Origin of the sequence: Paenibacillus sp. 7516 (genome assembly GCF_002272715.1) — a bacterium.
Classification (GTDB): domain Bacteria; phylum Bacillota; class Bacilli; order Paenibacillales; family Paenibacillaceae; genus Paenibacillus; species Paenibacillus illinoisensis_A.
Genome location: NZ_NPBI01000033.1, coordinates 87,561 through 103,582, shown reverse-complemented (window position 1 = coordinate 103,582; position 16,022 = coordinate 87,561). Strand labels below are relative to the sequence as shown.

10 protein-coding genes are annotated in these 16,022 nt (G+C 49.4%); 8 read left to right on the top strand and 2 right to left on the bottom strand.

The window, feature by feature from the left end; translation table 11 throughout:
- Positions 1–133: 133 nt before the first annotated feature.
- From CHI14_RS24345 to dnaI, 4 genes are all read left to right on the top strand, one after another.
- The gene (locus CHI14_RS24345) at positions 134–1,453 is read left to right on the top strand and encodes a glycoside hydrolase family 125 protein (RefSeq protein WP_095292067.1); all 1,320 of its coding nucleotides are present in this window, start codon (positions 134–136) and stop codon (positions 1,451–1,453) included.
- The gene (locus CHI14_RS24340) at positions 1,450–4,620 is read left to right on the top strand and encodes a beta-galactosidase (protein ID WP_095292065.1); all 3,171 of its coding nucleotides are present in this window, start codon (positions 1,450–1,452) and stop codon (positions 4,618–4,620) included. Before CHI14_RS24345 ends, CHI14_RS24340 begins: the two co-directional genes overlap by 4 nt.
- A gap of 3 nt (positions 4,621–4,623) precedes the next feature.
- The gene (locus CHI14_RS24335; RefSeq protein WP_095292063.1) at positions 4,624–7,407 is read left to right on the top strand and encodes an alpha-mannosidase; all 2,784 of its coding nucleotides are present in this window, start codon (positions 4,624–4,626) and stop codon (positions 7,405–7,407) included.
- Between the two features lie 229 nt (positions 7,408–7,636).
- A complete protein-coding gene (gene dnaI, locus CHI14_RS24330; RefSeq protein ID WP_095292062.1) occupies positions 7,637–8,587 on the top strand; it encodes a primosomal protein DnaI in 951 nt (316 codons plus the stop codon).
- A 104-nt stretch (positions 8,588–8,691) separates the two neighbouring features.
- Here the strand turns inward: dnaI and CHI14_RS24325 are convergent, their stop codons facing one another.
- On the bottom strand, positions 8,692–8,847 hold the full coding sequence (locus CHI14_RS24325; RefSeq protein ID WP_095292061.1) for a YqzM family protein: 156 nt from the start codon (positions 8,845–8,847) through the stop codon (positions 8,692–8,694).
- A gap of 264 nt (positions 8,848–9,111) precedes the next feature.
- Here CHI14_RS24325 and trxA point away from each other — a divergent pair, with 264 nt between their 5' ends.
- The gene (gene trxA, locus CHI14_RS24320; RefSeq protein WP_095292059.1) at positions 9,112–9,429 is read left to right on the top strand and encodes a thioredoxin; all 318 of its coding nucleotides are present in this window, start codon (positions 9,112–9,114) and stop codon (positions 9,427–9,429) included.
- 285 nt (positions 9,430–9,714) lie between these two features.
- The gene (gene uvrC / locus CHI14_RS24315) at positions 9,715–11,802 is read left to right on the top strand and encodes an excinuclease ABC subunit UvrC (protein WP_095292058.1); all 2,088 of its coding nucleotides are present in this window, start codon (positions 9,715–9,717) and stop codon (positions 11,800–11,802) included.
- Here the strand turns inward: uvrC and CHI14_RS24310 are convergent.
- Positions 11,771–13,468 (bottom strand): CPBP family intramembrane glutamic endopeptidase, encoded by a 1,698-nt coding sequence (locus tag CHI14_RS24310; RefSeq protein ID WP_095292057.1) that lies wholly within the window; start codon positions 13,466–13,468, stop codon positions 11,771–11,773. The genes uvrC and CHI14_RS24310 overlap by 32 nt on opposite strands.
- Before the next feature lie 462 nt (positions 13,469–13,930).
- Here CHI14_RS24310 and CHI14_RS24305 point away from each other — a divergent pair, with 462 nt between their 5' ends.
- Both CHI14_RS24305 and CHI14_RS24300 read left to right on the top strand, forming a co-directional pair.
- A complete protein-coding gene (locus tag CHI14_RS24305; RefSeq protein WP_095292152.1) occupies positions 13,931–15,271 on the top strand; it encodes a TrkH family potassium uptake protein in 1,341 nt (446 codons plus the stop codon).
- Positions 15,272–15,287: 16 nt separating this feature from the next.
- Positions 15,288–15,959: a potassium channel family protein gene (locus CHI14_RS24300; protein WP_095292055.1), complete on the top strand. Its 672-nt coding sequence runs from the start codon at positions 15,288–15,290 to the stop codon at positions 15,957–15,959.
- Positions 15,960–16,022: the final 63 nt, after the last annotated feature.

Sequence of the window (16,022 nt, the reverse complement as noted above, 5' to 3'; positions counted from 1 at the left end):
AAGAAGGGAATCAAAAAAATCTGGGGATAACAGCGATCGGAGGATATTTCTGACCGCGCAGTGGTCCAGTGTAAAATTAATGTTTTTCCTAATAGCTACACCATTCAATACGTTTAAGGAGTTGCACTCATCCATGGAACAATTCAGATTACCCAAAATACCAATGCCGCCTGTTGCTGTGCCGCAATCCATTCAGGCAGTGCTCGAAGAGGCGGAACAGAAGCTGGCTCATCGACCAAAGCTGCTTCAATTATTCAAAAATTGTTTCCCCAATACAATCGAAACAACAACAAAATTGATGGACGATGGCACGACTTTTGTTATCACCGGAGACATCCCAGCCTCGTGGCTGCGTGATTCCGTGGAGCAGGTGGTGCACTACATTCCGTTTGCGAAGGAAGATGAGGACCTGCAGCGGATCATTGGTGGCCTGATCAAACGCCACATCCAGTATGTTCATATTGACCCGTATGCTAATGCTTTCAATGAAACGGCTAATAACTGGCATTGGAACACAACGGACGAGACGGACATGTCGCCATGGGTATGGGAACGCAAATTCGAGATTGATTCGCTGTGCTTTGTTGTACGTCTGGCCTATCTATATTGGAAGGAAACGGAGCTAACCGACATTTTCGATTCCAGCTTCAAGGCAGCCATGCGCAAAATCGTGGATCTGTTCAAGGTGGAACAGCATCACATGGAACAATCTCCATATCGCTTTACGCGCAATAACGGCATTCCTACAGATTCTCTACGTAATCATGGAAAGGGTATGCCGGTCAATTATACAGGCATGATCTGGTCTGGCTTCCGTTCCAGCGACGATGCGTGCGATTTTCACTACAATATCCCAGGCAACATGTTTGCAGTCGTAGCTTTGCGCCAGATGCAGGAGTTTGCCGAGTGGGTGTTCCGGGATATGGCGCTGCTGCAGGAGCTTAAGGATCTGGAGCAGGACGTGGATCACGGCATTCAGCTGTACGGCATTTATCGTCATCCGGAATTTGGTCCCATCTACGCGTACGAGACGGATGGCTACGGCAATTACTGTCTCATGGATGATGCCGGTACACCGGGACTGATGTCCATTCCGTATCTTGGCTACGTCACAGCGGATGATCCGATTTATCAAAATACCCGCCGATTCGCCCTGAGCAAAGAGAACCCGTTCTATTATGAGGGCAAGGTTGCCAAAGGGATCGGCAGCCCGCACACACCACCGGATTATATCTGGCATATGGGTCTATCCATGCAGGGACTGACGGCACAATCTGCCGAGGAGAAGCTGGAGATCATTCGTATGCTGGAAGCGACAGATGCGGATACAGGTTATATGCATGAAGGTTTCCATGCGGATGATCCAACAATATTTACGAGAAAATGGTTTGCATGGTCCAACAGCCTGTTCTCCCAGTTGGTCTATAAATCCATGAAGGATGGCCTGTTATGAGTACACACGTGAAGGACAACAAGCTGATTATCTTCGCTGATCCCGATTTTCCGGCAGAAGGCCAGCGGCCATCCCGCGAAGCTCTGGATACTTGGCAAGGGTCTAATGAAGTCATCGTTGTTAGCGCCCGCGAACTGGCTGATGTGTTGAAAGCAGCAGCAGGCGAGGGCTGTCTGATAAACCTGCATGCACCCTACTTTCCCAAATCGGCCTGGACGGAAATTGCAGCCTATCTGCATCAGGGAGGAAGCCTGATCAGTGTGGGTGGAGCACCGTTTAAGCGCCCTGTCCGGGATCAGGATGGAGCTTGGGTTGTGGAGTCAGAGCAGACGGCGTATCACCAGGAGCTTTATATTCACGAGGCACTGAACGTATCTTCAGCGAATATCCAAACGTACACTTCCTCTGAACAAATTTCACTGCTTGCTGGCAAAGAGGGTTTGTTTGAGATTGCAGACACGTGGAATCTGGTCCCGCATACCACCAAGTCTAGTGATCTGCCTCACCAGATGGGTTCGGCAGGACCGATGAGCACGCAGATCTATCCGTTACTTTGCGGAGTGAGTAAGGATGAACGCAGCATTGCCGCTCCGGTTGTCCTGTGGGAGAACTCCCGCAGTGCATTTGCTGGTTCACGCTGGATGTTTGTGAATCTGCCGCTGACCGCTTCATTCTGGGAGCAGGACGGTGCTAACGAGATTGTGAAGTGGGCACAATTCTGTGCCAAAGGGGTAACTGAATTGTCCCTCAAGCCTAACTATGCTACGTACGAGCCAGGTGAACGGGCTGTACTTACCCTTCAAGGACAGATTTTACAGCGCGCGGGTGACAGACGTACAGCTTCCGAGTTGTGGACGTTCGATCTGACCGTTGAACGGGAGGATCGGACAAGCGGCACAGCTGAGAAGGTATGGAGCCATAAGCTGCAGATGGAGCTTACCGGAGAGCAGCAGTTTGTACGTCTCCCTCTTCCGGTTTCAGTAGAAAGCGGGCTGTACCGAATTGTATGTCGTGCGCAAGCACCTGACGGTGAAGTTCGAAATCTGCGCCAAGGCTTCTGGGGCCAGGATGACGCCTTGCTTGCAGAAGGTGAAGTCATCACCCGCAGTAGAGACTACTTTGTCAAAGAAGGACGACCTCTCCCTGTTGTGGGCATGACGTACATGACCTCCGACGTAGCCCGGAAATTTCTGTTTCTACCGAATGCCGACGTATGGGATCGGGACATGGCACAGATGGCGAAAGCGGGCATTAACTGGATTCGGACCGGAATCTGGACCGCATATCGCAATATGATGCAGGTGGATGGACACATGGCAGAGGATGTGCTTCGCGCGATTGATGCCTTCCTGTTAACGGCGAAGCGTCACGGCCTGCAGGTCACGTTTACCTTCTTTTCTTTTACACCTGAAACGTGGGAAGGAACGAATCCATATCTGGATCCGCAAAGCGTCGAGGCACAGAAGCGTTTCATCCGCAGCATCGTCAGCCGGCATACACATACCACCCATGTGGATTGGGATTTGATTAACGAGCCATCGATGTTTGATCCGGTGCGCATCTTCTCGGCTGGCCCGCGCTCAGCCAGGGATTCGCACGAACAGCAGGCTTTTATCGGTTGGCTTGAGCAGCGGCATGAAACCATTGAAGCGATGCAGGAGGCATGGAACATGTCGCCGAAGCAGCTTCCGAACTTTGCAGCAGCGGTCATTCCGGAACCGGAAGAGATTAACTTTGATGTACAGGACATGCACAAGGCGAAAAAAGGAACCCGCTGGCTCGATTATTGTCTCTTCTCCATGGAGATGCACAATGTTTGGGCAAGAGAGCTCGTAGGTACGATCAAGGATCTGGTGCCGAATCATCTCGTTACCGTAGGGCAGGACGAAGCTCTGGGTGCACAGCGTCCTTCACCGTTTTTCTATGAACGTGAAGTGGATTATACCACTGTGCATTCCTGGTGGTTGAACGATGATCTGATCTGGGACGGCATTTTTACCAAAACTCCGCATAAACCGAATCTCATTCAGGAGACGGGCATCATGTATGTGGAGACCCCGGATGGACGCGCCAAGCGCACGGAAGAAGAGCTTCGCAGCATTCTTGAACGGAAGTATGCCTATGCATTCTCCACAGGTGGTGCGGGAGCAGTGCAATGGATCTGGAATACGAACTTCTATATGGATAATGCCAATGAGTCTCATATTGGGGCCCTTCGTGCAGATGGTACAGAGAAGCCAGAGGCGGATGTATCCTATGACTTTGGCCGCTTCATGCAGAAGGTGCGTGATCTCTTCGAGGATCGTGAGTTGGAGGAGATTGCGGTTGTGTTCCCGTATTCCAATGATTTCTCCAACCGTTCCCTTGCTTATGATGCAACAACCAAGCTTACGCGTGTAATGTCCTATGATCTGAAGCTGCCATTCCGTGCCGTATCCGAATATCATTTGGAAGCTCTGGAGCAGCAGCCACCCAAGCTGATTATCGTGCCGAGTCCACACAATATGGATAATGATGCATTGCTTCAGCTGCTTGCATTCACGGAGAAGGAAGGCGCATGTCTGCTGATCACTGGACCACTGGGACTGGACGCGTACTGGAAGGCAAGTGACCGGGCAGATCACATTGTGGGTAAACGCAGTTTGGATAACGTGCAGCGTGAAGAACTGCTGAATATCAATGGGGTGAATCACCGGGTAACGTATGGCCGGCGTCGTATTGCGGAGGTGGCCAAAGAGACGCTGCTTCATCAAGATCATGACACTCCAGATGAAGTGACTGTTCTGCCATGGGGGAAAGGAAAAATCATGTGGACCCCGCTGCCGCTCGAGCTTAACGGACGGGATGAGCCGCTGGTGGACCTGTACCATTATGCGGCCAAAACGGCTGGCATCCATCAGGAGCTGGAATGGCTATCTGGCGGAGACATTGCAGGAATCTATGGCCGGAAGCTGAGTTTTCCAAAAGGAAATCTATATGTATTTGTGTCAGAGTCTTCACTCAATCACAAGGTTCAAGTCAGAGATACCCGCACTGGCGTATCCTATGAATTCCAATTGGAGAAAAATCGGTCCGTGCTGTTTGCCACAGATGCTGCAGGAAAGCTGCATACGGTGTATCGCCCGGAAGAGGTTGAGATTGTACAACAAGATGGAGAGGTGGGCTAACGCATGACGGAACAAAAGGATAAACGGAAAACCAAAAGAGCCCATATCATTTCGCACACTCACTGGGATCGGGAATGGTACCTGCCCTATGAGAAGCATCATATGCGGCTCGTTCAACTGGTGGATTCACTGCTAGATGAGCTCGATGAGGGAGCGGACTACAAAAGCTTTTACCTGGATGGACAAACGATCATTATCGACGATTATCTTCAGGTTCGCCCGGAGCAAAAGGAGCGGCTGGAGAAGCACATCCGCAATGGCCGGATTGTAATTGGGCCTTGGTATATACTGCAGGATGCATTTCTTACCAGTGGTGAAGCCAATGTGCGCAATATGCAGGTTGGGCATCGGGATGCGAAGCGTTACGGCACGCCATCCAAGATCGGTTATTTTCCCGATACGTTCGGGCTGGTTGGACAGACTCCGCAGCTGATGCTGCAATCTGGCATCGATAACGTCTTTTTTGGAAGAGGCGTGAAACCTACAGGTTTCAATAATACCGTATCGGATGAAGGATACGAATCCAGCTTCTCGGAGCTCATGTGGGAAGGGCCAGATGGATCGAAAGTGCTGGGGGTGCTGTTTGCCAACTGGTACTCCAATGGTAATGAAATTCCGGTAGATGAGGCTTCAGCTCGCAAGTTCTGGGAAACCAAACTGGCTGATGCCGAGAAATATGCCTCGACCAATGAACTGCTGTACATGAACGGATGTGATCATCAGCCTATTCAGCGGGATCTGCCTGAGGCGATTCGAATGGCCGAGCAATTACATCCCGACATTGAATTCGTTCACTCCAACTTTCCGGATTATCTGACGGCCCTGAAAGAATCAGCGGAACATGAGCTGTCTACGGTAAAAGGAGAGCTGCGCAGCCAGCGTACCGATGGCTGGGGTACCCTGGTGAACACCGCTTCGGCACGGGTTTATCTGAAACAGATGAACCAGCTTGGTCAAGCGATGCTGGAAAAGGTGGCTGAGCCACTGGCGTCCTACGCCCATCTCCTTGGACATGCTTATCCGCATGATCAACTGACATATGCCTGGAAAACATTGATGCAGAACCATCCGCATGACAGCATCTGCGGCTGCAGTGTGGATGAGGTTCACCGCGAGATGGTCACACGATTCGAGAAGAGCCGTCACGTCGCTGAAGCCATGATTGAAGAGAGCACAAGTCAGATTGCTGCTTCAGTGGATACCTCAATCTTTGCCAGTTACGGTGAGGATGCGCGGCCACTGATCACGTTTAATACGACAGGCTGGGAGCGCAGCGGCGTTGTTCAGATCGAACTGGATGCGGCTCGTATCTACTTCCGTGATGGAATGTCATTAGAGGATATGGCTGCCCGAATGAACAACGTAGACCTGTCCGGTCGTGTCCTCGTTGACGAAAAAGGAGCGCACGTTCCATGTACAGTAGAAGATCTGGGCCTGCAGTTCGGTTATGATCTGCCGGATGACCGATTCCGTCAGCCGTACAGCTGCCGCAGAGTCAGAATTACATTTGAAGCTGGGAACGTGCCAGCGCTTGGATTGAAGGCATATAGCTGGGTTCGCAGTGAAGATCAGGATGTTTCTGTCTCGAATGGCTTTGCATTGCGCAGTGGTGAACGCGGCATGGAAAATGAATATATTGCCGTAACAATCGCAGACAATGGCTCCTTTACACTGAAGGATAAACGCACAGGACGAACGTACCAAGACCTTGGGGTGTACGAAAATGTTGGGGATATCGGTAACGAGTATATGTTCAAGCAGCCGGAGAATGAAGCTGCCTTGACTACAAAAGAATTAACAGCCGGCATACAGATCATAGAAGATACGCCGTACCGTGTCTCCTACGAAATCCTACATGATTGGGAAATTCCTGCTTCGGCGGATGAGGTGCTGGATCGTGAACAACGTGAGCTCATCTATTACCCGTATCGCAAGGCACAGCGTTCCAAACAGACTACCACACTGCGTATTCGTACGATTCTGTCGTTAAGCCGCAGCGGAAAAGGAGTTCAGGTGCAAACCACCTTCAACAATCAGGCGAAGGATCACCGTGTACGTGCCCTGTTCCCAACTGATCTGGCGACTGCGGTTCACCATCTGGATTCCATGTTTGAGATTGCTACTCGTGATAATGTGCCCGCACCGGAGTGGCAAAATCCAAGCAATACGCAGCATCAGCAAAGTTTTGTAAATGTGAGTGAAGAACAGGCTGGACTGGTCGTAGCCAATCTGGGACTGAATGAATATGAAGTTCTTCAGGATGGGCGTAATACAATCGCCGTAACGCTGCTCCGTGCGGTAGGAGAGCTTGGGGACTGGGGGTTGTTCCCGACGCCGGAAGCACAATGTCTGGGAGAGCATTCGTTCCAGATGGAGATCATTCCGCATGATGGAAGCAGCGCATCATCAGATGCATACATCGAGGCTTACCAGTTCCAGGTTCCATGGACGCTGGTTCAAACGGATGTTCACTCAGGCACGCTGTCATCAACGCATACGCCATTTGCATGGCAAGGGGAAGGTTTGGCATTCTCCTCCCTGAAAGTGAATGAGGAATCAGGTGATCTGATGATGCGCTGGTATAATATGAAGCCGGACACATCTCTGCTGACTCTGGCTACGAACGAATTGGATACGAATGAAGAAGCATACAAGAGCAATATTTTGGAGGAGAAAGGCGAGAAACTCGTATCCTCTTCAAATGTTTCTACTAAACTATTCAACGGCAAAGAATGGTCCATCCCGGCAGGACCTTGCGAGATTGTTACGGTCGGGCTCCCTCGTTAAAGGAATCACCCTGGGAGCAGGCAGGTACTGTCATCCACACCATTCGCGATACGATGTGTCACGAAGGAGATCGTTTTTTCCAGCCGGAACATGTTGAGTTATGCACCGAGTTTCTATAGAATGAACAATAGAATTGCAATCGATCGAAGGAACCTTTGCTATCATCATGGTCATTGGTAAAATTCAGGTGGTTCATTCTATATTGAATACATTAAGGGGGCTTGAAGCCATGGAATCCTTGGGAGGACTGCTTCAGCAGCTTAATCCTTCCTTTCGTGAGCAGTCGCGGCGAATTGCGGCGGAGTTGATGGATGATCCGTACGTACGCGAATTCCGAGCAGGTCACCCGGAACTGAAAGATGCGCAGCTCATGACCGATCTGAGCAAGCTGTATCAGTATGCCCGAGATTCGAAAAACTGTGCGAATTGTCCGGGGCTGGATAACTGTCCTAACGATTTCCAGGGTCACTTTTGTAAACTGGAAGTAGAGCATTTTAACGGTAAACCCGAAATTATAGATAAAAAAGCTCCGTGTTCCAAACATATTGCCAGGCAAAATGAGCATGTGATCAAGAAGAGAATCCGCAGCTTCTATGTGGACGAGCGTGCGCTTAGTGCAGGATATAACGATGTGGAAATTATGGGCAAGGATCGCATGCGTGCTCCAGCGGTAAACCAGGTTCTGCGTTATATTAGTGACACGAAGGAGAATGGGTTATCTCCGCAAGGACTGTTTCTCGAGGGATCATTTGGAACAGGCAAGACGTTTCTGATGTGTTATCTGTTACACGAATTAGCCGTCGCGGGACACACAGGGGTCATTATCTACATGCCTGACTTTGTGGAAGATCTGAAATCCATGATCACGGACGGGCAGAAGCTGAAGGAAACGACAGATATACTCAAAAGCTGTGACCTGCTCATCTTCGATGATATAGGCGCAGAGAATCTGAATCCTTGGGTTCGGGATCATGTGATGGGTTCCATATTGAACTATCGCATGAATCGGAAACCGACGTTCTACACGTCCAACTACAATCTGGATGGGCTGGAGAAGCATCTGAGCTTTACGAGCAGGGATGGCGAGGAAATGAACAAGGGGCAGCGTCTGATGGATCGCATTCGTCCGTTTGTCGACGTCGTTTCCGTTCGTGGAGAGAATCAGCGAGGTAAGCGATAGGTCTTATTATTGTTTTTATATGTAAAAGTAGTCCACAAAAAAGCCTGGTTTTTCGCGGTAGTCGCGGAAACCGGGCTTTTTTGGTCCTGCGCGGGCCTGACATCCTATTCGGTCAGGAATTTGAAGATGACCATGCCGAAGAAGATGACTGTCATCAGGCCACCCATGCCGGCAACACCCGCAATCAGATCGAATAGATCGTTACGGGGCTCCTCATTCACATGTTCACGCGGGTCGCTGATCCGCACATTTGCGTCCATGGTATTGCCTCCTTATGTGGATCAACAGCTTGCCCTTCCAGGGAGCTGAAGCCCGGAGTAATTTTAGTATACTTGGAAAAGAAAGCGTTTGTAAAGATTTTGCAGCAATCATGTCAAGATGACCAATTGTGAAGATTTGATGGTGGAGAGATGAACATTGCACGTTCATTTCACAAGTTTAGATGACCTGTGTTATACTGGAAGTGTCGTTCACGACGTTACAGGTTAAAATAAACCGTAAGTATATATAAGGAGGACAATTTCATGGCTATTGTTAACGTATCCGATCAATCCTTTAACGCTGAAGTCGAAGGAGAAGGAACGGTTCTTGTTGATTTCTGGGCGCCTTGGTGCGGTCCTTGCAAAATGCTCGCTCCAATCCTGGAAGAGCTGTCCACCGAAGTTGGCGATGCAGTGAAAATTGCCAAAGTCAACGTTGACGAAAATCCGGAATCCGCTTCCCGCTTCGGCGTAATGAGTATTCCGACATTGATCTTCTTCAAAGACGGCCAACCGGTTGATAAAGTGGTTGGATTGAACTCGAAAGAAGCACTCAAAGGAATCATCGAGAAACACCAATAATTCACTAGGCTAACAGATACGCCTCCGGTTTATGCGCCGGGGGCGTTTTGCGTCGAATATCTTTTTATAGGACAATATAAAAGTAATCATTATTTTACACTTATAATGTAGAGTACAGAACCGATTCGAAGAAGCGAAGCGCTCGCATTTATCACCGGATTTCCCCATGTAAATGGGATTAAAGAAAGTCTGGGGATAACGGTGATCGGAGAACGGTACTGTAATCGGAATGGTCTAGTGTAACCGTTTATTATTACTTTTTCGGAAGGGAGGACCCACCGAATTATGGATGAATTCATAAATGTTCTGCAAGAACAGGAGCAGGCCCTGGAGCAGATACGGCACAAGCTTGCACTGCTGCCTGATATGCCTGGCTGTTATTTGATGAAAAACAGTGAAGGTACCATTATCTATGTAGGTAAGGCCAAAGTGCTGAAAAACCGTGTACGCTCTTATTTTATTGGTAGTCATAACGGAAAGACGCAGCGTCTCGTATCCGAAATCCGCGATTTCGAATACATTGTAACCGGCAGCAATATGGAAGCACTCATCCTGGAGTGTAACCTGATCAAAAAACACATGCCGCGTTATAACGTCTTGCTCAAGGATGACAAAACCTTTCCTTATCTTAAAATTACGAATGAAAAGCATCCCCGGCTCGAAGTGACCCGGCGTGTGCTGAAAGATAAAGCCAAGTACTTTGGACCCTATCCGAACTCGTACGCGGCACACCAAACGAAAAAGCTGCTCGACCGCATGTATCCGCTGCGCAAATGCGGGGTAATGCCGAAGGAAGTCTGCCTGTATTACCACATGGGACAATGTCTTGCTCCCTGTGTGAAGGAAGTAGGCAAGGAGCAATATGACCAGATTTCCCAAGAAATCGGTTCATTCCTGAGCGGAGGTCATGAAGAAATCAAGAAGGATCTGCAGCGCAAAATGCAGGAAGCCGCAGAGGATCTGTATTTCGAACGTGCCAAGGAACTGCGGGACCAGGTGATAGCCATTGACGCCATGATGGAAAAACAGAAAATTACGATGGCGGATGCCAGAGACCGCGATGTGTTTGGGTTTGCCATTGATAAGGGCTGGATGTGCGTCCAGATTCTATATATGCGTCAGGGGAAAATGATTGAGCGCCATGTATCGACGTTTCCGTTTTATGGCGAAGCGTACAGTGACTTTATGTCCTACGTGACACAGTATTATAGCGATAATCCGGCACTGCCGCAGGAGATCTTGCTGCCCGAAGTTCCGAAAGAACTGGTCGCTGGAGAACAGGCGGACAACGCTGAAGCTATGGCTACGGATGTGCCGGCGGCTGTGGCATCGGAATCGGATCCATTGTCGTCAGCATTAGATGATGTGTCTGCTCAACCACAAGTTGCGGAATCCCGCGCAGCTTATGGGGAAGACCATGCTCTTGAAGAGGCTGAAGCAGAAACAGCAATGGCTCAGGATCTGTCCGATCAACAGGAGGATGCTGCTGGGGATACTAACCGGCCTGGATTGGAAGACCCGTTTCAGGCTGCGGCGGCTCTGCAGGAGTGGCTGGAGATCAAGGTTCACATCCCGCAGCGCGGGTTGAAACGCCAAATGATCACCATGGCTGTGGATAACGCACGTGTGGCCTTGGAAGAGAAATTCCGTCTGATTGAGCGTAACGAAGAACGTACGTCCAAAGCATCTGAGGGTCTTGGGCGCTGGATCGGTCTGGATCAACTGCGCCGGATCGAGGCGTTTGATAACTCCAACATTCAGGGAACCAACCCGGTGTCGGCGATGATTGTATTTACCGATGGCAAGCCGGACAAGAAAGAATACCGTAAATACAAGGTTCGTTCAGTAGAAGGACCGGATGATTACGAAACGATGCGCGAAGTCATCCGCAGACGCTATGAGCGTGTATTGAAGGAAAACCTGCCCCAGCCTGACCTGATCGTTGTGGATGGCGGAAAAGGGCAGATTTCGGCCGCTGTGGATATATTGGAGAATGAACTGGGTTTGTTTATTCCCGTGTGTGGTCTGGTGAAAGACGCCAAACACAAAACTTCTCAGCTCATGATTGGCAATCCGCCGGAAGTTATCTCACTGCCGCGGGACAGCCAGGAGTTTTATCTGCTTCAACGTATTCAGGAAGAGGTGCACCGCTTTGCCATCTCGTTCCACCGGGAGCAGCGTGGCAAGTCCATGGTCACTTCTCGTCTGGATTCGATTCCTGGCATCGGCGAGAAGCGTCGTAAACTGCTGCTCAAGCATTTTGGTTCTTTGCGCAAAATAAAAGAGGCCAGCGTCGAAGACTTCCGGCCTCTATCTATCGGTGATAAACTAGCTAATCAAATTATTGCAGCACTTCGGGATGAGGAGTCGTAACATACGGCTTCTCTTTTTTTTGTGGATTCCATTTGTAAATCACATATCCAACGATGGCTGGAAGCACAATCCAGAAGATTCCTGCGGAGATATTCAGGGCGTCCCCCATAAAGATCAGGCTGAGTCCCATCAGCAGGCTGTCGAAGATGACATGGCTGAACACAACAGCGATAAAGCCGTGGCGAAGCATGACCAGGCTGAACAGCAAACCGATGACCATAAGCTCAATGGGGCGTGTGATGACCGGATAGATTGGATAAAGTGTATGTCCAAGTGCCCAGATCAACGTTGGAATAAGACAGGCGATGAAGGTATTGCGTACGATTTTTTGCATCATGCGAATCCCGAACAGCCGGTACACCGTTTCCTCTCCAATGCCAGCCATCCAGGCCATGATGGGAAAGATCCATGCGTATGACATGTTGTAAGTCGATTGGTCTGCCGAGGTGGTGGACCAGCTTCCTATGCTTCGTTCCAGAATGAAGAACAGGATGGATTGAACGCCAAGCAAAATGAACGCCCACAGGTACCCTACATACATGCTGTGAAGGACATATTTGCCGTATCCGGGCTCTTTTGCGCGCGGCCAAGGATTCAGTCCGATTTTGCGCCACATGCCGTCTCCTGCAACGAGTGAGAGGTAGATCGTGGCACTCATGACCAAAGTGATCCCCGTCTGCATGAGCATCAGGAAGGCGAGCATGAAGCTGGACAGGCCCTGTGCCTGAAACAGTGGAATCATGTTTAGTGTACCAATTACGGATGCAGCGAAGTACACCAGGGACAGAATAATCCCGCGTTTAAATGACGTATGTGCCCGGGTGAGAATGCTGTAGATAATCGCCAGCACACCAAGCACAAATGTCAGGAAGGCATATCCTCCATAAGTCATCCAGTTGGCCTGGCGAGTTTGATCTTGTACATAGTTGATATGCTCGTCTGGAACCGAGAAGACAGATTCGAAGGAGCGGACCGCTCCGTTTTCAAAGGTAAAATTCAGTTCCAGCTTCGAATCACCGATCTGCTTATCCGCATCGGTGTAGGTTAGTCCACCTTCACCTTCTCGGGTATCCAGCTGAAGTTTTGGGGCGTCATAGCCGAATTCGGCAAGAATTTCGGATGCTAGCTGCTCCTTTTCGTCCAATGGGATATTGCCCTCGGCGAGCTGAATCGTGGCATTGCGTTTGTTCTTGTCCTGCTCAACCTCAGCGGATGCATACAGGGAAGAAGGTAGTTCTCGTTTGAAACCAACAACTTTGCCAGTTCTCATATGTACGTCCACATTCAAATAACCGCCGTTGTCCTCATCAGGCAAACGAACGCGAAACACATCGTAGGGATACGTTGCTTCCCATTTTTGATTATACGAATCAAGCTGTTTGGTTTTGGCCATGTATCCATAGATATCGGAATGGGTCTGATAAGTGACCAGTGTCTTGCCGTTATCCGAAGGAAGGGTGTAATCAGCCATGGAGGCTGCAAAGGATCTTGCGGATTGGGTTGCCTGTTCCTTGCTTATAAAAGATGTAGACTGGATATCCGTGGTTTGTGATGAAGTAGCAGGGAAGATCTGAAAGACAAAAAACAAAATCAGGCCAACCGCCGCCAGCAACCCTAAACGCTTGAAGTTAGCTTTGAGTACCAAAGGCTGCCCTAAGGGGTTCATGTAATGGTGTTCCTCCTTTATTAATTTGGATATTAAAGTAAAGATAGCACAGGCCGAACCCTGAATGCCAATGATGAAACGAAAAGGCGTGCAAATCCCTGAAAATGAATGAAAATGATCGAATGAATCTGATCTGTTCATTGATATATCTGAGTTTTTCCCTTTTTGCCGGAATTCGATCCTATTTACACAAAAATCGTTTTGTCTGCAACAGCCACAGCGCTTATAATTTTGAAACAAATGTGCAAGATTTGCATTTCTTTAGCCTTGCAAGGGAACGAATAAGAGGATTCCAACCTTAATGCATATGTGATTATGCCTACAATCATACATGTTTATATGCTCCGAACGGAGGCTTATCAAGGTTTAGTGCGTTGGCTCTTGTGCCAAGGATAAGCGATTCGGAGAAAGGCTCCACATCGTGGGGTCATTTTCTTTTTGGAAGAGGTGGATGATACACAAGTGAAACTGAATAATCAATGGGTGCGGCTATCGCCCCCACGTATTCTTGTACTGGGATTTGCGGGAATTATCCTGCTCGGAACATTGCTTCTCATGCTTCCGGTTTCCAGCCGCAGCGGGGATAGTCTTCCTTTTATTGATGCATTATTCACGGCTACATCGGCGGTCTGTGTTACCGGTTTGGTTGTTGTGGACACGGGTACTCACTTTTCCGTACTAGGTCAGGTGATCATTGCGATCCTGATTCAGATTGGTGGTCTGGGCTTCATGACCATGTCCACGCTGGTGGCCATTGCGTTTAAGCGGCGGATTTCCCTGCGGGAGCGATTGATCTTGCAGGAAGCCATGAACCAGAACACGATGGAAGGCATTGTGCGGCTTATCCGAAAGGTCGTGGCCTACTCGCTCATTTTGGAAGCCATTTGTGGCACGCTATTTGCTATTCGCTGGTCATTCGACATGCCTGTCGGACAGGCCATATATTATGGATACTGGCATGCCATCTCCATGTTTAATAACGCAGGTTTTGATATGTTTGGCGAGTTCCGCAGTCTGACCGGGTATGTCCATGATCCGCTTGTGAATTTTACGGCCATGTTTTTGATTGTGGCTGGAGGCATTGGCTTTGTCGTTTTATCCGATCTGGTGGATTATCATAAAACGCGCAAACTTTCGCTTCATTCCAAGGTGGTGCTGCTAACCACAGGTTTGCTGATTGGATTCGGTGCGCTGGTCATTTTTGTGTTTGAATACAGCAATCCACAGACATTGGGCAGCCTAAACTGGGGAGGCAAAATTCTCGGTTCGTTCTTTCAGTCGGTAACCCCGCGTACGGCAGGAGCTAATACGCTGGATATTGCCGGTCTCAGACAGGCAACGCAGTTTTTCATTATTATTTTAATGTTTATCGGGGCTTCTCCGGGTTCCACTGGAGGCGGGATCAAAACGACAACGTTTATGATTATGGTCGGAGCTGTCATCGCAATGATGCGCGGCAGGGAAGATATTGTTTTTTTCAGATATCGGCTGGAACAGGAACGTATCTTCAAGGCATTGACGATTACGCTCCTTGCGCTGCTGCTGATCATTGCAGTTACCATGCTGCTCACCATGACGGAGGATAGCGGTTTTCTCATGATTTTATTTGAGACGACATCGGCTTTCTCTACCGTTGGATTATCGATGGGATTGACGTTGAAGCTGACCACATTCGGAAAGCTCATGATCTGTTTCATGATGTTTGCGGGCCGGCTTGGACCGATTACGCTGGCGTATGCACTTGGACAGAAAAAGGGTAAGGAACTGTATAAGTATCCTGAAGGAAAAATGATTATTGGATAGGGGTTCGTGAAGAACAATGAAAAGACAGCAGTTTGCGGTAATTGGGCTGGGGCGCTTCGGCTCGAGTCTGGCACAGGAATTAATGGAACTTGGCTACGAGGTGCTTGGCATCGATAAAAATGAAGAGGTCGTCGAAGACATGAGCGAACTGGTCACTCACGCGGTTGTGGCAGATGCTACGGATGAGGAAGTGCTGCGCTCACTGGGGATCCGTAATTTCGACTGCGGCATTGTAGCCATCGGTGACGATATTCAGACCAGCATTCTTACCGCAATCCTGTTGAAGGAACTGGGAGTGAAAACGGTCGTTGCCAAGGCAATTTCCGTCTTGCACGGGCGAGCTCTGGATAAGCTGGGCATTGATCGCGTCGTTTATCCGGAACGGGATATGGGCATTCGGGTTGCCCATCAGCTCGTCACCCCGAATCTGCTGGACTACATTGAACTTTCCAATGATTACAGCATTGTGGAAATGAAAGTACCGGCATGTCTGCATAATACAACGCTGTCCAGCCTGAACGCCCGTGTACGCTTCGGTTGCAGTATTGTGGCGCTGCAGAAGGAGACCGGAGTCATCATCGCTCCGACTGCACTGGACTCGCTTCAGATGGGCGACATCATGGTCATTATCGGAATGAATGATGATATCGACCGGTTCGAACAAGAGGTAATCAGCCAGGAGGGCTAATCCGATTCCGGCGTTCAGGCAAAGGCCAGGGCAAGGGCTCAGCGAAGATGAAGTTCATATCGA

Excerpts from the sequence above, each read along its gene's own strand:
- dnaI (WP_095292062.1), top strand. The coding sequence starts at position 7,637 with ATGGAATCCTTGGGAGGACTGCTTCAGCAGCTTAATCCTTCCTTTCGT.
- uvrC (WP_095292058.1), top strand. The coding sequence starts at position 9,715 with ATGGATGAATTCATAAATGTTCTGCAAGAACAGGAGCAGGCCCTGGAG.
- CHI14_RS24340 (WP_095292065.1), top strand. The coding sequence starts at position 1,450 with ATGAGTACACACGTGAAGGACAACAAGCTGATTATCTTCGCTGATCCC.
- CHI14_RS24300 (WP_095292055.1), top strand. The coding sequence starts at position 15,288 with ATGAAAAGACAGCAGTTTGCGGTAATTGGGCTGGGGCGCTTCGGCTCG.
- CHI14_RS24325 (WP_095292061.1), bottom strand. The coding sequence starts at position 8,847 with ATGGACGCAAATGTGCGGATCAGCGACCCGCGTGAACATGTGAATGAG.
- CHI14_RS24335 (WP_095292063.1), top strand. The coding sequence starts at position 4,624 with ATGACGGAACAAAAGGATAAACGGAAAACCAAAAGAGCCCATATCATT.
- trxA (WP_095292059.1), top strand. The coding sequence starts at position 9,112 with ATGGCTATTGTTAACGTATCCGATCAATCCTTTAACGCTGAAGTCGAA.
- CHI14_RS24310 (WP_095292057.1), bottom strand. The coding sequence starts at position 13,468 with ATGAACCCCTTAGGGCAGCCTTTGGTACTCAAAGCTAACTTCAAGCGT.
- CHI14_RS24345 (WP_095292067.1), top strand. The coding sequence starts at position 134 with ATGGAACAATTCAGATTACCCAAAATACCAATGCCGCCTGTTGCTGTG.